Source organism: Bacillus sp. FSL P4-0334, assembly GCF_038004825.1.
GTDB classification, from domain to species: Bacteria; Bacillota; Bacilli; order Bacillales; family Bacillaceae; genus Bacillus; species Bacillus velezensis.
In genome coordinates this window covers 1,653,997-1,676,001 of the sequence record NZ_JBBORX010000001.1, presented here as the reverse complement: position 1 = coordinate 1,676,001, position 22,005 = coordinate 1,653,997, and the positions used below count along the sequence as shown (strand labels likewise).

Here is a 22,005-nt window from a genome sequence, read left to right as displayed (position 1 = left end):
TAGTTTCAGTATAGTGCTTTCTGTCATAAATACAACCGTTTACATAGAATATTTTAAATTTTACGTATACTTATCTGGCAGCCCTTTGCTCCAGATCAGACATCATCTGCTGATATTTTTTTTCAGTTAAAGGATAAAAAGAAATAAGAATAATAGACAGCAGAATGAACAATCCCGGAATGAGCGCATTCATATTTTTAATCGCATTCAATGACGAGGCCGTCTGATCGGTATTCGCGGCATATCCGGCGATTCCGAGATAAACGGCCGAAAATGACCCGGCTAACGCAACTCCGAGCTTATTGATGAAACTCATGCTCGAGATCACCACGCCATCAGCCCGGACTCCGGTTTTCCATTCCGCATAATCGACACAATCGGCAACCATTCCCCAAGCAAGCGTATTTAAAGGCGTCGTGAAAAATCCCGAAACGAAAAGCCAAAAGAAAATAAGCGGCAGCGAAGAATACGATGTAAACTGAAGGCCCGCATAAGAAATCAGCGATAGCGCCGCCGTGATGATCATAACCTGCTTCCGGCCCCGCTTCTCAGAAAAGAAAGGAATAAACAGATTGCTGATCAGCGCTGCGCCGAAAAACAACACGGTTCCTAAAAACACAAATTCCTTATGGCTGACGTTATACGTAAAATAGTACACCATCGTGCTGAGCTTAATGTTAAACCCAATCGCAAACGCCAAAAATGCAGAAACCAAAATGAGCAAAGGCTTGTTTCGGAACAAAACGGACAACGTCTTTTTCATTCCTTGTTTTTTTCTTTTTTCAGGCTGAATCCGTTCCCGCACAGTAAAGAAACTGAACAGATTCAAAACGATGCTGACAGCCGCATAGATGAGCGCCGTCATCTGAAATCCAAACGCCTGATCTTTCCCGCCGATGGCGTCCGCAAGCGGTGTCGCACAGGAAATCGATAACAGAATTCCGATATAAACTAAAATCATCCGGGTCGTCGTCAGAACCGTCCGTTCCTCCACGGAATTCGTCATCCGCCCCGTTAAGCTGTTGACCGGAATCGTCTGCATGCTGAAGGACATCCCAAGCAGAATATAAGTGATGTACGCATAAACCATATTCCCCGTTTCGCCGAAATGAGGGGTCGTGAAGCATAAGAACGTAAATAGCGCAAAAGGAAACGCCACCCACAAAAGATACGGCCTTGCCTTTCCCCATCTTGTATTCGTCTTGTCTAAAATCACGCCCATAATCGGGTCAAAAATAGCGTCCAGCACCCTTACGATAAGAAACAAAGCTGCGATGACCGCAGGCTTAATGCCGCCGACGTCTGTATAGTAGAATAACAAGTATGCGTTTACAAACTGAAAGATAATATTGTACGACATATCGCCGAATCCGTAGCCGACCCGTTCCATCCAGGACAGGCCGCGATATTTCGTCTTTACTGCCGCTGCTTTTTCTGTTTCAATCATCATTTCCCACCCCAAGAATCCGTTTTCATTTTTGATAAGCAAGAGGGAGAATGCAAAGATCCTCCCCGTTCACTCAGCGATTTGGATACACCATCACTTTTAAGCATTCATTTTTGTATTGAAAGGCCCGTTCCATCGCCTCTTGCGTCTTCTCCAACGGATATTGGTCCGTTACAAGATGCTTCGTGTCCACTATGCCGGAAGCGAGAAATTCAATTCCCTTCGGATACGTATTCGCATAACGGAAGATTCCGTATATATCAATCTCGTTATCTGCAATAAACGGCACATTGAGCGGAATCTCGTTCTGAGAAGGCAAACCGACAATCGCCAGTTTTCCGCCCCGGCGCACGGAAGCCAGTGCGGATTGCAATGCCGCCGGATTCCCCGCTGTTTCCCAGGCAGCATCAACGCCTCTGCCATTCGTGATCGTTTTGATTTCTTCACCGGCATCCTGTTCCCGGACATTGATGACATGAGTCGCGCCCATTTTTTTCGCGGCATCTAGCCGCAACGGCTCCAAGTCGGTCACAATGATTGTGCCTGCCCCGTATGCTTTCGCTGCCGCAACGGCCATCAGCCCCACAGGGCCCATTCCCATGATCGCAACCGTTGAACCGGGCTGAAGCTTCGTTCTCGATGCCGCATGAATGCCGACAGAAAACGGTTCAATCAAAGCCGCATCTTCATAGGATAGTGAATCCGGAATCGAGAAAACAAAGTCCTGGCGCATTTTGATATATTGGACAAACGCGCCGTCAACCGGCGGTGTCGCCAAAAACTGTACATCCGGGCAAAGATTATAACGCCCCTCCTTGCACGCCTCACAGCGTCCGCATGTGACACCGGGTTCGACGGCGACACGGTCTCCAACCTTGAATTGATCGACAGACGATCCGACGGCGGCAATTTTTCCCGCACATTCATGACCGAGGATAAATGGTTTTTCCACTACATAATTGCCTATTCTGCCATTTGTATAGTAATGCAGATCAGATCCGCAAATTCCGACAGCCATCACCTTAATCAACACTTCATCATGATTGATTTCAGGCACGGGCAATGTTTCGATTTTGATTTCTCTCGTGTTGTGCATAACCGCCGCTTTCATGTTTTGAGGCACTGTGTGAGTCATTTGGCAAAATCCTTTCTCTGCTTTGAAATGTAAGTGCATACATTTTTGTTTTCTCTGTTACTGCCCCTATTTTATCTGCTTTTCCATACGTTCAACAGCCTTTCCTGCTGTATAAAAGGACAGCCGCACTGTACTTTTTATTTTTTCATATACAAAAAACACTGAATTGATAAAATAGTACTAATAGGAGGTGCAGGCTAATGGCTGAACTTGAAAACCGGACACAATTTGCAGAACTGCTGGCACCTGCCGTCAAATCGCTGAAACATCATCCTGATTTCAAAATTAAAAGGACAAAGAACGTAAAATCCGGACAGTCTTATATAGATCAAATCGCACTCCGATTAGGTGTTTCCTCTAACACGATCAAAAGCTGGATCGGACAGATGGGCGCAAACTACATTCCCGGACGAATTGACGACGGAAAGCTGTTCGGCATGATCTGGATTATTATAGAAAAGACCGACATGGATCCTGAATGGCTGACCGGCCTTCTGGAAAACACCACGATTCCCGTTATCAAGCCCGCACTGCCCGTTTGGACGGCGTCTTGTCTAAAAAAAGCAAAAATACTCCGGAAAGACGGATCATTCGGAGCGCCGAGTGATGACGATGTTGAAAAAGCAGTAAAGCGGCTGTTTCATGACAGACCAAGCCACAAAACGAATGCGCTTACAAGAAACTCCGTCACGCATAACTTACCGTCACGCCGGACGGGAAACTTTATCGGACGCAACTTTGATATGGAAGCAATCCGGCAATGGATGCTGTCTCCGTCACCGGTCTGTTTACTCACCGGCTGGGCCGGCATGGGAAAAACAACGCTCGCTCTTGAAGCAGCCTACCTTTGTGCCGGCAGTTCTACAGACTGGCCGGCATTCAACAGCATCATCTGGATCAGTGCTGACTGGAAAGGATTGAGCTTCAGCGATTTTTTAAACACAATCGCCTATCAGCTCGGACGCACAGAACAAATCGACAAATCCATCAATGAAAAACGGTTTGTCGTCCGCAATGCATTAGCCGCTCATTCAAACGAAAAACCAGTATTGCTGATCGTTGACAGCATCGATATGGCGGAACGTGACATTCACGAATTTATCATCGGCCTTCCGCAAGGCGTAAAGGTCCTCCTTACGGCACGGGAAAACGTAAAACAGACATACCGGGACGGCCTCGGGGAACTGGCGGCCATCCAGCTGAGCGGCCTTGAACAAACGGATGCCCTTGAATTTTTTCAGCAAGAAGTGCACCGCTGTCTGCAAACATGCAACCTCCCGCAAAAACGGGAAAAGCTGGAGCAGCTGTTGGAGCTATCACCTGACCTTAAGAATGAATTCGTCTCGGCAGCCGCCGGCAACCCGAAGGCCATGGCACTGAGCATCGCTTACATGTCAGACGACGATATCCCCGCTCCCCAGCTCATTCAAGAACTTAAACAAGCAGGCTACTCATTATTGGAATTGTTTGAGGTTCTCTTTGGCCGCACATGGGACAGATGTCATGAAGACACACGAAAACTATGGCAGACGCTTTGCTTTTTCGCTAAGCCCCCTGATGAAAAAAGCTTGGCTCAAGCGGCCGGATTAGACTTCCGGCGGTTTCATTACGCGATTGAGCAAATGCGGTCATATGCTTTAATACAGCCGGAACGAAGCGCAGGTAGTATTCAATATGCAGCCCATCAAACCGTTGTCGCTTACGGAGAACAGCACTTATCCGAAAATCACGAATTAGCAAAAGAAGCCCGCAGCCGCTGGGCGCATTATTATATTGATTATGCGGAAACCCATTTAAAACGGGAACGGCCCAATTCTGTCTATTGGAGCTACTTGCTGGGACGGAATTTAGAGCAAATGAAAAAGGAATGGCCGAACATCCTAAAAGTCATCGAATGGTCGGGCGAAACCGGACAACATGACATCCTGATTAAACTCATCATCCGCATCAGCCATTTTCTAAGCAGAATCAGCCTGCCCCTGCGAATCGAATACGGATTAAAAGCTGCCGATGCCGCCCATCAATCAGGCGAACACACACGGGAAGCTTACTTTCGGATCGACACGGCAGGCTGGGCGCTGATGGAAGTCAACGATTCAGACGAAGCTCTCAGGCAAATAGAAGCCGGCCTGAAGATACTCGAACAATCAGGCGCGCCGGATCACGATGACTTGAAAGTATGGGGAATCGCCCTGCAAGCAAGGCTGCTGTTAAAAATCGGAGAACCGGACAAAGCGGCAGCAATGCTGGACGGCATCAAAGATCAGCCCGTCTCGCCCATTATCCGGCACAGGGTTCTTCTGGTCCGCGGCGACCTGAGTTTCGCCCGCTCTCACTACGAAGAAGCCATCACATTATACGAAGCGGCAAACACCACCAGCGCCGCATACGGCGGCGAAAAAACGATAGAAGCCTATTTCAACCTCGGCATGGCTTACGTCAAGTGTGATCAACTCGAAAAAGCGGAAAAAGCCTTTGAACAAATGCTCTATGACAAACACAACGCCAATCAAGTTGAACTGATTTACTATCATTACGGAATGGCACAGCTGTTGTATCGAAAAGGAGAAACTACGAAAGCGATAGAAGCTAATCAAAAGGCGATTCGTCTGATTGATTCGTGGGAGCCTGGGATTGGGATTCGGGGTGAGGTGGAGCAAATGGATATTCTCATTTAAAAGACAAATACATTGCGGCTAGCGGTAAGAGCTTTGAAAAACACTCATGACCTTGTTGTTTTTAAAGATAAAAAGGTATCTTTATCAGTACAGTAAATTGATTAAGATACCTTGATTGAAAAATTAATTTTTCACAGAAAACAAATTTCTAAAGTTAAACTTTTTAACAACAAGAGGTTAATACTTATACAGCCGTATTAATGCTGTACTGTAATATAATGTTTTAGTTCACCTGACCAATATCTTCCTCCCCAATCCTGTCCAACTTGCACATCATACTTACCTGCAGGAAGATTTTTCGTTGAAAAACTCACACGAAAATTACGTGAACCAATACTATGCGAAATATCTTTTCTGGCAAATACTTTACCTTTATTATTTAAGATAATTACTGAAAAGCCATTATCTAAATCCCTAGCCAAAGTACCCGTAACTACAATGGAAGTAGCACTTTTCGTATATGTATTAGCATCTGTTTTAAATTTGATTGTACCTTTCGAATCCATAGCTAAGGCTTCTGACCCACCTGCGAAAATAGCAACTCCCAAAAGTACTGCTGTAAACAGGGTCATTACTAACTTTTTCATCTTTAGAATTCCTCTTTTCTTTTTAATATTTTAAATCCAAAATTATAATAACATATTTTCCTAAAAAAAACAGAGGTTTTTCCATATCTTTCTTCCGAGAAATGAATAAGTATGATAGAAATTTATAATATTAATGCAAATTTAAGATTTTTGTGAAATGAAGCTTAAAATTTGAAGTATAGTATCATCTATAAAACCTTTGCCAAGGTGTCCTTCCAAGCGCCCAATGGATATGGGGTAGAAAACACAATGTGAATAACAGCATGATAAGTTCCTCATGTTTCCCCTTTCTCTTTCCTTCCATACTATTAAACAAGACTATTCTAATACCCTTGAACTGCATTTAAAATTGGTTTAGTGTTATTATTTAATAAAGATCTGTGCAATGAAAACTCTTTCTGTCCGATATACCCTTAAGTATTCCTAATCAACATTATGCTGGTGAGTTCAAATATTTCTTAATTCAAACTCTAGTTCTTCTGCTCTTTTTCAAGATCCAAACAAGTAATGCAATAAAAACGACGTTAATTAAAAACGCAGAAATAACATAAGTTTCATCTGAAACGCCAATATACTTCCCTTTCGATTCTAAGAGATTCCTTACTTGCTTACTCCATAAAGAACCATTCAGCGAACTATCGTCTGCTCCAAATGTAATTTGTGCTGTTTCCTTATTGCTGCTTGTAATATTAACACCATAAAATACTGTATACCTATTGTTATAAAAGATAGGCATATAAGAATAGTCAGAAACTAAAGGCTTTACCTTTTTGGCAGGTAATGCTACGTACAAAATCGCAGAATAATTACCTACCCCTGTTTCAAATTGCTCTGCTTTAATAAACTTCGTGTTTGAAGGTAGATCAATATTATAAAAATGCTCAAAAATTTGAATATCTTCTTCCGAAAAATCTGTTAATTGGTAGTAATGCGGATCAATAATACATTTATGAAAATACCATCCATTAAACAATAATAAACAGGCACTTATTAAAATTACTAATACTGCCTTATATATAATCTTTAACTGTATCACAATGATATGCGCCCCCTCATAATGTGCATTACTTTTGGGAAGAATTAATTATTCAGATTTTATTTTTCTTTAAGGCAATCTGCAAATGCTTGTGCAATTGTTTGACCATCCTCTTGGGTATAATTATTAACAGTAAAATGATGTTTAAATTTCAGATAGACAGGATTGTTGGTGTTTAAATAGCACTCTGCATCCTTAGTAACTGCTTCAAATGAATTATTAAATCTGTTTTTGGAAAATTGAGAGTATCTTGTACTATAGCCGATGCTAACTTAAATAAATTAGCATCATTCATTCGTAATTTGAGATGAATGATAGAAATAAAAAAAGCCCCTCACAAATTCATTGAACTTGTGAGAGACCTCGTATGGCATTACATCTGGCAACCCCTTATGTCCAAACAGGGATCATAATTTTTTACATCATACCGCCCATACCGCCCATGCCGCCCATGTCAGGCATTCCTGCGCCGCCGGCGTTTTCTTCCGGTTTGTCAGCGACAACCGCTTCAGTTGTTAAGAGCATTGCTGCTACAGAAGCTGCGTTTTGCAGGGCTGAACGTGTAACTTTTGTCGGGTCAACGATACCTTTTTCGATCATGTTTACCCATTCGCCAGTTGCAGCGTTGAAGCCTACGCCGATTTTTTCGTTTTTCAGGCGCTCAACGATGACAGATCCTTCAAGACCTGCATTGTGCGCGATTTGACGGATCGGCTCTTCAAGCGCGCGAAGCACGATGTTGATACCTGTTTGCGCATCGCCTTCAGCTTCCACTGCAGAGACTTTGTTGTATACGTTGACAAGCGCTGTACCACCGCCGGATACGATACCTTCTTCAACAGCTGCGCGAGTTGAGTTGAGGGCGTCTTCGATGCGAAGTTTGCGCTCTTTCAGCTCAGTTTCAGTCGCAGCGCCGACTTTGATGACAGCTACGCCGCCGGCAAGTTTCGCAAGACGCTCTTGTAATTTTTCTCTGTCGAATTCAGAAGTTGTTTCTTCCACTTGAGCGCGGATTTGGTTGACGCGTGCAGCGATTTTTTCAGTGTCGCCGGCGCCTTCTACGATTGTTGTGTTTTCTTTCGTTACCACAACTTTAGAAGCGCGTCCCAATTGTCCGATTTCAGTAGATTTCAGGTCAAGGCCTAAGTCTTCTGTGATTACTTCTCCGCCTGTAAGAACAGAGATGTCTTCAAGCATTGCTTTACGGCGGTCACCGAAGCCAGGAGCTTTAACGGCAACAGCGTTGAATGTGCCGCGAAGTTTGTTGACAACGAGTGTAGCAAGCGCTTCACCTTCAACATCTTCAGCGATCAGAAGCAATGGTTTGCCTTGCTGTACAACTTGCTCAAGCACAGGAAGGATTTCTTGGATGTTTGTGATTTTTTTGTCTGTGATTAAGATGTAAGGATTGTCAAGAACCGCTTCCATCTTATCAGAGTCAGTCACCATGTAAGGAGACGCATATCCGCGGTCGAATTGCATACCTTCAACAACTTCAAGCTCAGTTGTGAATCCTTTAGACTCTTCGATTGTGATGACGCCGTCGTTTCCTACGCGCTCCATTGCCTCAGCGATAAGGCTTCCGACTTCCTCATCAGCAGCAGAGATCGCAGCAACCTGAGCGATAGACTCTTTGCCTTCGATCGGCTTAGAAATTTCTTTTAAGTTTTCGATTGCTACAGTCACGGCTTGTTCCATACCTTTACGCACGCCGACAGGGTTAGCCCCCGCAGTTACGTTTTTAAGGCCTTCGCGGATCATAGCCTGCGCAAGTACAGTCGCAGTCGTCGTACCGTCACCGGCAACGTCGTTTGTTTTGCTGGCTACTTCAGCTACAAGCTTCGCACCCATGTTTTCAAACGCATCTTCAAGTTCAATTTCTTTTGCGATTGTCACACCGTCATTTGTAATTAACGGAGAACCGAATTTTTTCTCCAGAACCACGTTGCGTCCTTTTGGCCCTAAAGTTACTTTTACAGCGTCAGCAAGCGCATCGACACCGCGAAGCATAGCGCGGCGTGCTTCTTCACTAAACTTAATATCTTTTGCCATGTTAACGAAACCTCCTCGAATTTTTAAAAATATTTATTTGCTTAGCCGATTACAGCTAAAATGTCGCTTTCACGTAAGATTAAGTATTCAGTACCTTCGTATTTCACTTCAGTACCGGCGTATTTTGAGAAGATAATGCGGTCGCCCTCTTTTACTTCTAAAGCAACGCGCTCTCCGCTTTCCAACACGCGACCTGAACCGGCTGCCACGATTTTGCCTTCTTGCGGCTTTTCTTTTGCAGAATCCGGTAATACGATTCCGCTGGCAGTTTTTTCTTCAGATTCTACGAGTTCAATGACAACGCGATCACCTAATGGCTTTAACAATGTAATAACCTCCTCAATAGTATGAATATGTAATTTTAGCACTCAGCTCTAAAGAGTGCTAACACAGTTATTATAATAAAGAATCTCACTTCCAATTTCAAGTCATAAGAATAAAAAATTTTCACGCTTACATGATTCTCTCTCGCACTGATTTTCTCCTTTTTTCACGTCAAGTTCACTTGTGTTACAATAAGAACAAATAAGTTGATTTTATAGGATAAAGGAGTACATATCATTTGAGAAAACAGTATTGGTATATCATTTTGACATATGTTATCATGCAGCTTTCCGCATTGATCGGCATTCCTTTAATGTACAAATTCGGCTATGCGGGCGGGCACCCTACGAATGCGAATCTCACCATGGCTCAGGGGATTTATTCCGTCGTAAGCTTTTTTATCTGCCTGATTATCGTTCTCTTGATTTTGAGAACCGCGCCGAAGCAGACATTAAGAAACGGGAAGAAAGCATCCGCCGGCATGTCCGTTCTCTGGGCGGTCGCGGGAATATGGCTCGCTTTATTTTCTCAGGGAATCGCCGGGATGATTGAGCAGTATGTCTTTCATGTGGGCAGCGGTTCCGAAAACACGAAAGCCATTCTCAACATTATTAAAGCCATGCCGCTCATGATTATCGTTTCTTCTATCGTCGGGCCGATTCTTGAAGAAATCATTTTCCGGAAGATCATTTTCGGTGTATTATATGAAAAAACGAATTTCTTTATCGCCGGACTGATCAGTTCCGTCATTTTCGGCATTGTGCATCAAGACCTCACGCACCTGCTGCTGTATACGGCCATGGGCTTTACCTTTGCGTTCTTGTATGTGCAGACGAAACGGATTATTGTGCCGATATTCGCCCATGTCATGATGAATACCATTGTCGTGGTCATGCAGCTCGGCCCCGCCCAAAAATATATTGAACAGCATAGTGAGCAAATGCAATTAATTATTGGAGGATTGTTTGTATGAGGAACCCAATGACTTGGGGCTTGATTTATTTCGCAGTCGGCTGTATCTTTACGTATTTGGCCGCAAGCTCTCCGGGAAGCATGTGGTCTTTTTATTCCATACTGCTGATGGTTTTCGCCGCTTATAATATCAGCATCTCGTTTAAAATGTTCGCTTTCTCATTTAAAGTGAAAAAAAATCAAAAATAAAAGAAAAGCCATTTCTCATCATTGAGAAATGGCTTTTTTTATGCTGATACGTCCTGATCGGATTCACTGCTGGTCTGCCTTTTCCGATACGCCGCTTTTGAAATCAGGATACTGACCTCGTATAAAATGCAAAGCGGAATGGTAATCATCAAGTGAGACAGCAGCTCAGGCGGCGCAATCATCGCGGCGATCACAAGCAGCACAAAATACGCGTACTTCCTGATCTTCGATAAAAACATCGGCGTGATCACACCGAGTCTCGTTAAAAACATGATCAGCACCGGCATCTGAAACAGCAGTCCGAACGGAATCGTCAGCTGCAGCAGAAAATGAAAGTACTCGGTGATCCCGATCACCTGGTTGACATCGAGGTCATTCGAGACCCGCTTCATAAAATCAACGACCAGCGGAAATAAAATATAATAAGAAAACGACACACCACCGACAAACAGCACGATCGAAATCGGAATATAGCTGAGTGTTACTTTGCGCTCCTTCTCATACAGACCCGGGCTGACAAACGCCCAAATCTGATAGAGAATAATCGGCGAAGTCAAAATGATGCCGATGATAAACGCGAACTGCAAAAAGATAAACAGCGGATCCGTCAGGTTAAAAGCATTAAGGGTGAGCTCTTTTACTTCATCGGCTTTTTGAAGATACACAATGATAGGTTTTGCCAGAAAAAAGCCGGCAATAAAGAAAACCGTAAAGGATAACGCCACAATCAGCAATCGTTTCCGAAGTTCGGCAATATGCTCCACAAGCGTCATTTGATTCACTCTCATACGCGTCATCCTATCTTACTGTTCTTCTTTCTTTTTTTCCTCTTCTTCACCGGCTAATCCCTTAGTAGCGTTCTTAAATTCACGAAGCGTGTCCCCCGCCGCTTTTCCTAATTCGGGAAGCTTCTTCGGACCGAAAATAATCACCGCTACCACACCGATAACCGCCAGGCTTCCAGGACCGATCATGTGCAGCTCCTCCTTTCGCTATTCAATTTCTTCCAAAACAGAATAATGCTTCAAGAAATAAACCAATGATTGAAGCTCTACAGCTAAATCTATATGATGAATTCGAATGTGATCCGGCACATTCAAACGGGCCGGCGTAAAGTTAAGGATCCCCTTGATTCCGAGCGACACGAGCCGGTCGGTGATTGACTGGGCGGCAACCGCAGGAACGGTAAGAATCGCCACGGGTTCATCCTTAATGTGAAGCTCTAAATCATTAAGATCAAAGACAGGCACACCGCCTACCTCAGTTCCTATTTTACTCTGATTCACATCAAAAGCCATAGATATTTTTGTGTTATTATTTTTTGTGAAATTATAGTGAAGAAACGCCGTCCCTAAATTCCCGACACCGATCAAAATGACGTTCGTCGTTTCATCCTGATCCAGTGTTTTTCTGAAAAATGACAGCAGGTAATCCACATTATAGCCGTATCCTTTTTTGCCGAGCGCCCCGAAATAGGAAAAATCCCGGCGGATCGTGGCCGAATCGACTTTTACCGCGTCGCTCAGTTCAGCTGATGAAACGCGCTGTTTTCCTGACGCGTGTAAATTCTTTAAAAAGCGATAATAAAGCGGCAGCCGTTTTGCCGTCGCCTGTGGAATTTTTGATTGATCCTTGTTCATGATTGGTCCTCCACTTTATACTCAGATGCATCTCTTTTAAAATCACCGTTTTTGCCTCCTGTCTTTTCCATGAGGCAGGTCGGGCCGATGACCATTCCTTTATCCAGCGCCTTGCACATATCATAAACGGTCAAAGCGCAGACTGAAGCGGAAGTTAGCGCTTCCATTTCCACACCTGTACTCCCTTTCGTTTTTACGCTTGCCTGTATATGAAGAACGGCTTCGGAATCCTTTTCCTCCCAGCCGAATGAAATGTCGACGCTGCTTAAAGAAAGCGGGTGGCACATCGGGATAATCGCTGACGTCTGCTTTGCGGCCATAATTCCTGCCACCTGTGCGACAGCCAGCACGTCTCCTTTTCCGATCTCGCGGTTTTTGATTCTGCTGTACACGTCATGCTTCATGTGTACGCTGGATATCGCAGCGGCAGTACGGACTGTTGAAGATTTATCGCTTATATCCACCATGCGGGCACGGCCTTCTTCATTAAAATGAGAAAATCCATTCATATTTAAACTCTCCTTACTTCTGATCATACACTATTTTCTCCCTGATGTCTTATCCTATAATGTTCCAATTCTGATGTATTGTTTGCTGACAGCAGGTTGATAAGCTACACTTAACTTATTATAACAGAGGTGAAATAATATGATGATCTTACAAATTAATCAGCTATCCAAATCTTTTGGCGCTGATCCTATTTTAAACAATATAAAGCTTGAAGTCAGATCTCGGGATCGCATCGCCATAGTAGGCAGAAACGGAGCCGGCAAATCAACTCTCCTTAAAATTATCGCAGGTCACCTTTCATATGAAAAGGGTGAATTAATCAAACCGAAAGAATTAACGATGGGATATCTCGCCCAGCACACAGGCTTGGAATCCCAGCTTACCATAAAAGAAGAACTGCTGAGCGTTTTTGATTTCCTGAAAGCAATGGAAAAAGAGATGCGCTCTATTGAAGAAAAGATGGCCACGGCCGCCCCCGCGGAGCTTGAGACGCTGATGAAAACCTATGACAGGCTTCAGCAGGATTTCAAGGATAAAGGCGGCTATCAATATGAAGCGGATGTCCGATCTATCCTTCACGGCCTCGGCTTCGGAAAATTTGACGATTCCGTGAAAGTGCAAAGCCTGAGCGGCGGTCAGAAAACAAGACTTGCGCTCGGAAAACTGCTGCTGACCCAGCCTGATCTCCTTATTCTGGATGAACCGACGAACCATCTCGACATCGATACGCTTACATGGCTTGAGCATTATTTACAGGGATATTCAGGCGCCATCCTGATCGTTTCCCACGACAGATACTTTCTTGATAAAGTCGTCAGCCAAGTGTACGAGGTCTCACGGACAGAAAGCAAAAAATATCTCGGCAACTACAGCGCCTATTTAGAACAAAAAGCTGAGCAGTATGAGAAAGACCTGAAGCTGTATGAAAAACAGCAGGACGAAATCGCCAAGCTTCAAGATTTTGTCGACCGCAATCTGGCCAGAGCTTCTACAACGAAAAGAGCCCAAAGCAGAAGAAAACAGCTTGAACGGATGGACGTCATGGCAAAGCCGCTCGGTGATGAAAAATCAGCCGCCTTCCGTTTTGACATTACAAAACAGAGCGGAAACGACGTCCTGCGCGTACAGGATGTTTCCATCAGCTATGACGGCCAGCCGCCGCTCTTGAAAAACCTGACCTTCGGCATTACAAGAGGCGAAAGCGCCGCCCTCGTCGGACCGAACGGAATCGGCAAATCAACCTTGCTGAAAACCATTATGAACACGCTCAGCCCCGAATCCGGATCGATCACGTACGGTTCCAATGTCACAATCGGCTATTATGATCAGGAGCAGGCTGAACTGACCTCGTCCAAACGCGTGCTGGACGAGCTGTGGGATGAATATCCGGACATGCCGGAAAAAGAGATCAGGACATGCCTCGGCAACTTCCTGTTCAGCGGAGACGATGTCCTGAAACCTGTCCGTTCTCTAAGCGGCGGTGAGAAAGCAAGAGTCGCGCTTGCCAAGCTGATGCTGCAAAAAGCAAACTTTCTCATCCTTGATGAACCGACAAACCACCTTGATCTGGACAGTAAAGAAGTGCTGGAAAACGCCCTGATCGACTATCCGGGAACACTGTTATTTGTATCGCATGACCGCTACTTTATTAACAGGATCGCCACAAGGGTGCTGGAGCTGTCTCCGGATCATGCAGAAGAATATTTGGGTGACTATGACTATTACACCGAGAAAAAAGCCCAGCAGCTGGAACTGGAAGAAATGAAGCGGCAGGAAAAGGAGCAGGCTCAGCCTGCCGGCAAGGTCAAACAGGATACGAAAAGAACTTACGAGGAAGAAAAAGAATGGAAGAAGAAAGAACGGCAGCGCCTGAGACGCATTGAAGAAATTGAAGCAGCCGTCTCATCAGCCGAAGAGAAAATCAGCGCCAATGAGGAGCTGCTGTGCGATCCTGACGTGTATCAGGATCATGAAAAGGTACAGACCATTCACGCGGAGAATGAAGCTCTGAATCATGAGCTCGAAAACTTATTAGCAGAATGGGAGGAACTCTCCTCAGAAGAATAGAAAAAGTCAAGCACCTCTTTAAGGGGTGCTTTTTTATCCACAGCTATCCTCCTTGTCAGCCATGTAAGTAAGCGTGTTATACACACTATCCACAAAATTTTCTGACTTTATCCACTTTACTAACAACTTACAGCCCCTTATCCAGCCTGGATTTCTGAATATATTCACAATCCTGTGGATATGTTAGAATTATCTGTTAATAAGTAAAAAAAGCCTCACGTTTTACAACGTGAGACGATCAAAAGATGTTAATTCCAAACCGGGCTGTCCGTTCATATCATATGAGCCCCGGATCCCCTTTTCAAAAGCAACGGTTCCAACAGCCGCAATCATCGCTGCATTGTCCGTGCATAAAGAAAGCGGCGGGATGATAAGCTCGGGATCTCCCGAATGGCTGAATTCCTGCTGCAGTGCGGCTCTCAGCCCTTTGTTAGCGGCTACGCCCCCTGCCAGCAGCACTTGTTTAACCCCGTATTCTTTCGCGGCCTTAGAGGTTTTTGCCGTCAGTACATCAATGACACTCTGCTGAAAGCTTGCGGCAAGATCCTCCGGAGGAATCACCTCATTTTTTTGTGAGGCGTTATGAAGCGTGTTAATCACGGCTGACTTCAGGCCGCTGAAGCTGAAATTGTAAGACCCTTCTTCCAGCCACGCACGCGGAAGCGGAATGGAATCCGTTCCCACAGCAGCCAGCTTATCAATCTGCGGCCCTCCCGGATAAGGAAGCCCCATCGTTCTTGCCACTTTGTCATAAGCTTCGCCTGCGGCATCATCCAGCGTTTCACCGATAACCTCGAATGAACCGTGCTCTTTCATATAAACCAATTCCGTATGTCCGCCTGACACAACCAAAGCAAGCGCCGGGAATTGAAGCTCTCCTATCAGCCTGTTTGCATAAATATGACCCGCAATGTGATGGACGCCGACTAGCGGTATTTGATGGGCAAAGCTTAACGCCTTTGCCGCATTGACTCCGATTAACAGGGCTCCGACAAGTCCGGGTCCTTCCGTTACGGCAATCGCATCAAGATCATCAAAGCCCATCTCCGCTTTTGAAAGAGCTTCCTCAATCACAAGGGTAATCTGCTCCACATGATGTCTGGACGCTATTTCAGGCACGACCCCGCCGAAACGTTTATGGCTTTCAATTTGAGAAGCGACAACGTTTGAAATAATTTCATTCCCGTTTTTCACGACCGAGGCCGCTGTTTCATCACAGCTTGTTTCGATTCCTAATACATAAATATCTTGTTTTTCACTCATGTAATGTCACCCACATTAATAACGCATCTTCTCCGTTATCTGTATAGTATTGTTTTCTGATTCCTCCGGCCTGAAGACCGAATTTTTTATATAAGGATTGGGCGGGATGATTTGAGACCCTGACTTCGAGAGAGAGCCTTCTTGCCTTTTCTTCTCTGCACAATTCTATCGCAGAGCGAAACAGCGTTTCTCCCAATGATTGGCCCCGATATTCCGGCTTAATGGCTATGTTCGTAATCTGCGCGTCATCTATAATAATCCAGATTCCGCAATACCCCGCCAGACAGCCGTCCTTTTCAATGACAAGGTAGTGGGCATACGGATTTTCCAAAAGCTCATGATAAAATGAATCCTTCGTCCACGGAGAAGTAAAGGATGCTGTTTCAATTTCATAAATTTGATCAATATCTTCCGGACGCATGCTTCGAATCGCCGTTTTCGTTTTCATCCCTATCACCCTATTTTTGAGATTCCATCCATTTCGCTTCAGCCTCTGCCAGACGCAAATAATCCGGAACAAGGCTGTGGACATCCGCTTCCTCTTTTTCCAAGCCTAAAAACGCCAGCTCTGACGGCCGCGGATTATGCTGTGCAGCCGTTCCAATCACTGCTTGAGATGTCAGCTCATGCAGAATGGTTTCTTCATGAATGGCTGTATCGTGCCCTAAAAATAAAACCGGAGACGCTTTTTCTTTCAGCATGCCGAGCCAATCAGTCAAAAGGACATTCTGATCAGGAAGAACGGATTGTAATCGGCCGTCCTGATATTCATAAAGTCCCGTATATACCTGTCCGCGCCGGGCATCAAATAACGGGCAGATCAGTCCTTGAAAGTGCCGTCCGTTAGCCGCCAGCACCTCCAGACTCGAGACAGCGGAAACCGGAAGCTTCAGCGACCATGCCAATGTTTTTGCCAGCGTCACACCGATTCTGACACCTGTGTACGAACCCGGTCCTTTCGCCACCGCTATTTTCGTAAGGTCCTGCGGTGTTAGGCCGCAATCCTTCAGCAATGAATTGACAGCAGGCATGGCCCGCACGGAATGATTCTTTTTTAAATATGTAATATACTCCGCCCTCACCGTTTTGTCACGAACGAGCGCGGCACCCAACGTGTAATTTGACGTATCAATTGCCAGTATTGTCATGTTTATTTATCTCCTCACAAAGCGTTTCATACCGTGTTCCGCAAGCCGTAAAGGTAATGTCCCTTGCCTCATCACCGGCTCTTGTGATGACGATCTGCAGCCGTTCAGCAGGCAGCTGATCCTGAATTAAATGAGCCCATTCAATTAAACAGACGCCTTGTCCCTCAAAATATTCTTCAAGTCCTAAGTCTTCGCTTTCATCCTCCATACGATACACATCCATATGATATAGAGGAAGCGAACCGTCATGGTATTCTTTTATAATTGTAAAAGTCGGGCTGTTTACCACTCTCGTGATTCCCAGTCCTTCGGCAAAACCCTTTGTAAAAGTCGTTTTTCCCGCGCCTAAGTCGCCTTCCAGTGTCAAAATGTCTCCCGGCTTTGCCAAAGAAGCGGCAAGCTTGGCTACGGCTTTCGTTTCTTCGGGGTTTTTCGTTCTCCATTGTAATGTCTTCAAAGTGAGTCACCCGTCTTATTTAAAATGATTGTATCCTTTTTTCTCAAGGACGATTTGTCTCTGATCATTGGCTGTCAAAAGAACCCATGCTTCCTTCCGTTCAGTTACCGCTCCTATCTTCGCAATCGGAATGCCCGATTGAGTGCAGTAATCAAGCAAAGAAATCCACTCTTGCTGAGAAACCGTTCCAACCAATTCAAAATCTTCACCGCCAAATAACACCCATTTCTTCCACTCAGAATCTCCCTCAGGCAAATCCGGATGCACCGGCAGAAGTTGTTCTTCAATTTCTATCGTAACTGAACTTGCCGCAGCTATTTCATGCAGCTCACTGGCCAATCCGTCACTGATATCATTCAGAGCCGTGCGCTGAAGCTGAGAGCAGAAGCGGCCGACCTGAACTCTCGGAACGGGCCGTTTATGTTTTCGGATAAAATAATCACTCGTGTGAAAAGCAGAAGGAAGTGTTTCTCCCAACAAAAGAGACAGTCCTGCTGCAGACGAACCGATATCCCCCGTAACAAACACAACATCCCCGGGTCTTGCCGAGCTTCGCAGACAAGCGCGATCCTTCTCAATTTCTCCGATGACAGTAACGGTAATAACAGCTTGACCGGAAGCGGAGACGGTATCTCCCCCGATCAAATCCATTTGATATAGTTTCGCCAGTTCCGCCATTCCTTCATACATTGCCTGGACGTCAGCTTTCTGCCAGCAAGAAGGAACCGCTAGAGACACCAAATAAAACTTCGGAATGCCTCCCATCGCCGCCACGTCACTAATGTTAACAGCAAGCGCTTTATAACCGATATCATGAGGAGAGGAATACTCTAATTTAAAATGGACATTCTCCACCATTGTATCAAGGCAGACAATTTGCTGCATATGGGGTGACGCTGTATAAACCGCACCATCATCACCGATCCCTACATCGACGGAAGGATGATAATGCGAATGCGGCGTAATACTGTGAATCAAATCAAACTCATCCATATATCTCCCGTCTCCCTTTCTGACGCTCTTGTGAAATACAGCTCTTTCTAGTGTATCGGATTATGTTTCAATATCCAAGACTTTAACGATATAAAAGAAAGCTTGGTTAGATACCAAGCTGCCAGCATTTAAAAGAAAACACAAAAAAAACGAAAACATGATCGTTTCGTTTACAATAAAAATGGCGGTCCGGACGGGACTCGAACCCGCGACCTCCTGCGTGACAGGCAGGCATTCTAACCAACTGAACTACCGGACCATTTATTTTTTGGTTGCGGGGGCAGGATTTGAACCTGCGACCTTCGGGTTATGAGCCCGACGAGCTACCGAACTGCTCCACCCCGCGATGATAAAATTTTAGAAAAGCTTGGCGGCGTCCTACTCTCACAGGGGGAAACCCCCGACTACCATCGGCGCTGAAGAGCTTAACTTCCGTGTTCGGCATGGGAACGGGTGTGACCTCTTCGCTATCGCCACCAAACCATTGAGAGTGTTCTCTCAAAACTAGATAACAGTAAGCATACATTCAAATTGGTTAAGTCCTCGATCGATTAGTATCTGTCAGCTCCATGTGTCGCCACACTTCCACCTCAGACCTATCAACCTGATCATCTTTCAGGGATCTTACTTCCTTGCGGAATGGGAAATCTCATCTTGAGGGGGGCTTCATGCTTAGATGCTTTCAGCACTTATCCCGTCCGCACATAGCTACCCAGCGATGCCCTTGGCAGAACAACTGGTACACCAGCGGTGCGTCCATCCCGGTCCTCTCGTACTAAGGACAGCTCCTCTCAAATTTCCTGCGCCCGCGACGGATAGGGACCGAACTGTCTCACGACGTTCTGAACCCAGCTCGCGTACCGCTTTAATGGGCGAACAGCCCAACCCTTGGGACCGACTACAGCCCCAGGATGCGATGAGCCGACATCGAGGTGCCAAACCTCCCCGTCGATGTGGACTCTTGGGGGAGATAAGCCTGTTATCCCCGGGGTAGCTTTTATCCGTTGAGCGATGGCCCTTCCATGCGGAACCACCGGATCACTAAGCCCGACTTTCGTCCCTGCTCGACTTGTAGGTCTCGCAGTCAAGCTCCCTTGTGCCTTTACACTCTGCGAATGATTTCCAACCATTCTGAGGGAACCTTTGGGCGCCTCCGTTACCTTTTAGGAGGCGACCGCCCCAGTCAAACTGCCCACCTGACACTGTCTCCCCGCCCGATAAGGGCGGCGGGTTAGAAGGTCAATACAGCCAGGGTAGTATCCCACCGATGCCTCCACCGAAGCTGGCGCTCCGGTTTCCAAGGCTCCTACCTATCCTGTACAAGCTGTACCAACATTCAATATCAGGCTGCAGTAAAGCTCCACGGGGTCTTTCCGTCCTGTCGCGGGTAACCTGCATCTTCACAGGTACTATAATTTCACCGAGTCTCTCGTTGAGACAGTGCCCAGATCGTTGCGCCTTTCGTGCGGGTCGGAACTTACCCGACAAGGAATTTCGCTACCTTAGGACCGTTATAGTTACGGCCGCCGTTTACTGGGGCTTCAATTCGCACCTTCGCTTACGCTAAGCGCTCCTCTTAACCTTCCAGCACCGGGCAGGCGTCAGCCCCTATACTTCGCCTTACGGCTTCGCAGAGACCTGTGTTTTTGCTAAACAGTCGCCTGGGCCTATTCACTGCGGCTCTCTCGGGCTTGCACCCTAACAGAGCACCCCTTCTCCCGAAGTTACGGGGTCATTTTGCCGAGTTCCTTAACGAGAGTTCTCTCGATCACCTTAGGATTCTCTCCTCGCCTACCTGTGTCGGTTTGCGGTACGGGCACCTCTCACCTCGCTAGAGGCTTTTCTTGGCAGTGTGGAATCAGGAACTTCGCTACTATAATTCGCTCGCCATCACAGCTCAGCCTTCACGGGAAACGGATTTGCCTATTTCCCAGCCTAACTGCTTGGACGCGGATATCCAATACCGCGCTTACCCTATCCTCCTGCGTCCCCCCATTGCTCAAATGGTGAGGAGGTGGTACAGGAATATCAACCTGTTATCCATCGCCTACGCCTTTCGGCCTCGGCTTAGGTCCCGACTAACCCTGAGCGGACGAGCCTTCCTCAGGAAACCTTAGGCATTCGGTGGAGGGGATTCTCACCCCTCTTTCGCTACTCATACCGGCATTCTCACTTCTAAGCGCTCCACAAGTCCTTCCGGTCTTGCTTCACAGCCCTTAGAACGCTCTCCTACCACTGTTCGAAGAACAGTCCGCAGCTTCGGTGATACGTTTAGCCCCGGTACATTTTCGGCGCAGAGTCACTCGACCAGTGAGCTATTACGCACTCTTTAAATGGTGGCTGCTTCTAAGCCAACATCCTGGTTGTCTAAGCAACTCCACATCCTTTTCCACTTAACGTATACTTTGGGACCTTAGCTGGCGGTCTGGGCTGTTTCCCTTTCGACTACGGATCTTATCACTCGCAGTCTGACTCCCAAGGATAAGTCATCGGCATTCGGAGTTTGACTGAATTCGGTAACCCGGTAGGGGCCCCTAGTCCAATCAGTGCTCTACCTCCGAGACTCTTACCTTGAGGCTAGCCCTAAAGCTATTTCGGAGAGAACCAGCTATCTCCAGGTTCGATTGGCATTTCACCCCTACCCACACCTCATCCCCGCACTTTTCAACGTGCGTGGGTTCGGGCCTCCATTCAGTGTTACCTGAACTTCACCCTGGACATGGGTAGATCACCTGGTTTCGGGTCTACGACCACGTACTCAATTCGCCCTATTCAGACTCGCTTTCGCTGCGGCTCCGCATCTTCTGCTTAACCTTGCACGGGATCGTAACTCGCCGGTTCATTCTACAAAAGGCACGCCATCACCCGTTAACGGGCTCTGACTACTTGTAGGCACACGGTTTCAGGATCTCTTTCACTCCCCTTCCGGGGTGCTTTTCACCTTTCCCTCACGGTACTGGTTCACTATCGGTCACTAGGGAGTATTTAGCCTTGGGAGATGGTCCTCCCGGATTCCGACGGAATTTCACGTGTTCCGCCGTACTCAGGATCCACTCAGGAGAGAACGAAGTTTTGACTACAGGGCTGTTACCTCCTATGGCGGGCCTTTCCAGACCTCTTCATCTACCTCGTTCCTTTGTAACTCCGTACAGAGTGTCCTACAACCCCAAGAGGCAAGCCTCTTGGTTTGGGCTGGTCCCGTTTCGCTCGCCGCTACTCAGGGAATCGCATTTGCTTTCTCTTCCTCCGGGTACTTAGATGTTTCAGTTCCCCGGGTCTGCCTTCTCATATCCTATGTATTCAGATATGGATACCACTCCATTACGAGTGGTGGGTTTCCCCATTCGGAAATCTCCGGATCAAAGCTTGCTTACAGCTCCCCGAAGCATATCGGTGTTCGTCCCGTCCTTCATCGGCTCCTAGTGCCAAGGCATCCACCGTGCGCCCTTTCTAACTTAACCGTTAAAAAGAATCACTACGTGATATCTTGCATTACTAATTGAATGT

The 22,005-nt window shown here is 46.2% G+C and carries 19 protein-coding genes, 2 tRNA genes and 2 rRNA genes; 4 read left to right on the top strand and 19 right to left on the bottom strand.

What is annotated here, in order from left to right; genetic code table 11:
* Positions 1–70 precede the first annotated feature (70 nt).
* Together NSQ37_RS08675 and gutB are read right to left on the bottom strand one after the other, a co-directional pair.
* Complete coding sequence (locus NSQ37_RS08675) at positions 71–1,447, bottom strand: MFS transporter (RefSeq protein WP_326365037.1); 1,377 nt, start codon at positions 1,445–1,447, stop codon at positions 71–73.
* 73 nt (positions 1,448–1,520) lie between these two features.
* A complete protein-coding gene (gene gutB, locus NSQ37_RS08670; RefSeq protein ID WP_326365025.1) occupies positions 1,521–2,582 on the bottom strand; it encodes a sorbitol dehydrogenase in 1,062 nt (353 codons plus the stop codon).
* Between the two features lie 200 nt (positions 2,583–2,782).
* Here gutB and NSQ37_RS08665 point away from each other — a divergent pair, with 200 nt between their 5' ends.
* Positions 2,783–5,260 (top strand): NB-ARC domain-containing protein, encoded by a 2,478-nt coding sequence (locus NSQ37_RS08665; RefSeq protein ID WP_341123572.1) that lies wholly within the window; start codon positions 2,783–2,785, stop codon positions 5,258–5,260.
* A gap of 197 nt (positions 5,261–5,457) precedes the next feature.
* Here NSQ37_RS08665 and NSQ37_RS08660 read toward each other — a convergent pair whose 3' ends face one another.
* From NSQ37_RS08660 to groES, 4 genes are all read right to left on the bottom strand, one after another.
* Positions 5,458–5,847, bottom strand: a complete 390-nt coding sequence (locus tag NSQ37_RS08660; RefSeq protein WP_025284353.1) for a hypothetical protein — start codon at positions 5,845–5,847, stop codon at positions 5,458–5,460.
* Between the two features lie 463 nt (positions 5,848–6,310).
* Positions 6,311–6,883: a hypothetical protein gene (locus NSQ37_RS08655; protein ID WP_025284352.1), complete on the bottom strand. Its 573-nt coding sequence runs from the start codon at positions 6,881–6,883 to the stop codon at positions 6,311–6,313.
* A gap of 417 nt (positions 6,884–7,300) precedes the next feature.
* A complete protein-coding gene (groL, locus tag NSQ37_RS08650; protein ID WP_326365023.1) occupies positions 7,301–8,935 on the bottom strand; it encodes a chaperonin GroEL in 1,635 nt (544 codons plus the stop codon).
* A 41-nt stretch (positions 8,936–8,976) separates the two neighbouring features.
* The gene (groES, locus tag NSQ37_RS08645; protein ID WP_003155970.1) at positions 8,977–9,261 is read right to left on the bottom strand and encodes a co-chaperone GroES; all 285 of its coding nucleotides are present in this window, start codon (positions 9,259–9,261) and stop codon (positions 8,977–8,979) included.
* Positions 9,262–9,497: 236 nt separating this feature from the next.
* Between groES and NSQ37_RS08640 the strand changes: the two genes are divergently transcribed.
* The gene (locus NSQ37_RS08640; protein ID WP_003155972.1) at positions 9,498–10,232 is read left to right on the top strand and encodes a CPBP family intramembrane glutamic endopeptidase; all 735 of its coding nucleotides are present in this window, start codon (positions 9,498–9,500) and stop codon (positions 10,230–10,232) included.
* On the top strand, positions 10,229–10,420 hold the full coding sequence (locus tag NSQ37_RS08635) for a YdiK family protein (protein WP_003155975.1): 192 nt from the start codon (positions 10,229–10,231) through the stop codon (positions 10,418–10,420). Before NSQ37_RS08640 ends, NSQ37_RS08635 begins: the two co-directional genes overlap by 4 nt.
* Before the next feature lie 38 nt (positions 10,421–10,458).
* On the opposite strand, the gene tatC is transcribed toward NSQ37_RS08635, so the two are convergent.
* The 4 genes from tatC to moaC are packed head-to-tail and all read right to left on the bottom strand — an operon-like array spanning position 10,459 to position 12,569.
* Positions 10,459–11,217 (bottom strand): twin-arginine translocase subunit TatC, encoded by a 759-nt coding sequence (gene tatC, locus NSQ37_RS08630; protein WP_095352346.1) that lies wholly within the window; start codon positions 11,215–11,217, stop codon positions 10,459–10,461.
* A gap of 6 nt (positions 11,218–11,223) precedes the next feature.
* Positions 11,224–11,394, bottom strand: coding sequence for a twin-arginine translocase TatA/TatE family subunit (locus NSQ37_RS08625; protein ID WP_003155981.1), 171 nt, complete (start codon positions 11,392–11,394; stop codon positions 11,224–11,226).
* Positions 11,395–11,412: 18 nt separating this feature from the next.
* Positions 11,413–12,060, bottom strand: coding sequence for a redox-sensing transcriptional repressor Rex (locus NSQ37_RS08620; RefSeq protein WP_003155984.1), 648 nt, complete (start codon positions 12,058–12,060; stop codon positions 11,413–11,415).
* Entirely contained in the window at positions 12,057–12,569 is a 513-nt protein-coding gene (moaC, locus tag NSQ37_RS08615) for a cyclic pyranopterin monophosphate synthase MoaC (protein ID WP_003155986.1), read from the bottom strand. Before moaC ends, NSQ37_RS08620 begins: the two co-directional genes overlap by 4 nt.
* 139 nt (positions 12,570–12,708) lie before the next feature.
* Between moaC and NSQ37_RS08610 the strand changes: the two genes are divergently transcribed.
* Positions 12,709–14,637: an ABC-F family ATP-binding cassette domain-containing protein gene (locus tag NSQ37_RS08610; RefSeq protein ID WP_043021609.1), complete on the top strand. Its 1,929-nt coding sequence runs from the start codon at positions 12,709–12,711 to the stop codon at positions 14,635–14,637.
* Between the two features lie 222 nt (positions 14,638–14,859).
* Here NSQ37_RS08610 and tsaD read toward each other — a convergent pair whose 3' ends face one another.
* The 9 genes from tsaD to NSQ37_RS08565 form a co-directional block, all read right to left on the bottom strand.
* Complete coding sequence (tsaD, locus tag NSQ37_RS08605; RefSeq protein WP_043021608.1) at positions 14,860–15,900, bottom strand: tRNA (adenosine(37)-N6)-threonylcarbamoyltransferase complex transferase subunit TsaD; 1,041 nt, start codon at positions 15,898–15,900, stop codon at positions 14,860–14,862.
* Positions 15,893–16,348, bottom strand: coding sequence for a ribosomal protein S18-alanine N-acetyltransferase (rimI, locus tag NSQ37_RS08600; RefSeq protein WP_043021607.1), 456 nt, complete (start codon positions 16,346–16,348; stop codon positions 15,893–15,895). Before rimI ends, tsaD begins: the two co-directional genes overlap by 8 nt.
* 10 nt (positions 16,349–16,358) lie before the next feature.
* Positions 16,359–17,048 carry a tRNA (adenosine(37)-N6)-threonylcarbamoyltransferase complex dimerization subunit type 1 TsaB gene (gene tsaB, locus NSQ37_RS08595; protein WP_043021606.1) on the bottom strand — a complete coding sequence of 230 codons (690 nt, stop codon included), beginning with the start codon at positions 17,046–17,048 and terminating at the stop codon, positions 16,359–16,361.
* Positions 17,029–17,505: a tRNA (adenosine(37)-N6)-threonylcarbamoyltransferase complex ATPase subunit type 1 TsaE gene (gene tsaE / locus NSQ37_RS08590; protein ID WP_007408853.1), complete on the bottom strand. Its 477-nt coding sequence runs from the start codon at positions 17,503–17,505 to the stop codon at positions 17,029–17,031. Before tsaE ends, tsaB begins: the two co-directional genes overlap by 20 nt.
* A 15-nt stretch (positions 17,506–17,520) precedes the next feature.
* Positions 17,521–18,498, bottom strand: coding sequence for a thiamine-phosphate kinase (thiL, locus tag NSQ37_RS08585; protein WP_043021605.1), 978 nt, complete (start codon positions 18,496–18,498; stop codon positions 17,521–17,523).
* A gap of 182 nt (positions 18,499–18,680) precedes the next feature.
* Positions 18,681–18,757 (bottom strand) — tRNA-Asp (locus NSQ37_RS08580).
* Positions 18,758–18,767: 10 nt separating this feature from the next.
* Positions 18,768–18,844 (bottom strand) — tRNA-Met (locus NSQ37_RS08575).
* 19 nt (positions 18,845–18,863) lie between these two features.
* Positions 18,864–18,979 (bottom strand): 5S ribosomal RNA (rrf, locus tag NSQ37_RS08570).
* A 50-nt stretch (positions 18,980–19,029) separates the two neighbouring features.
* Positions 19,030–21,959, bottom strand: a 23S ribosomal RNA gene (locus tag NSQ37_RS08565).
* Positions 21,960–22,005 lie beyond the last annotated feature (46 nt).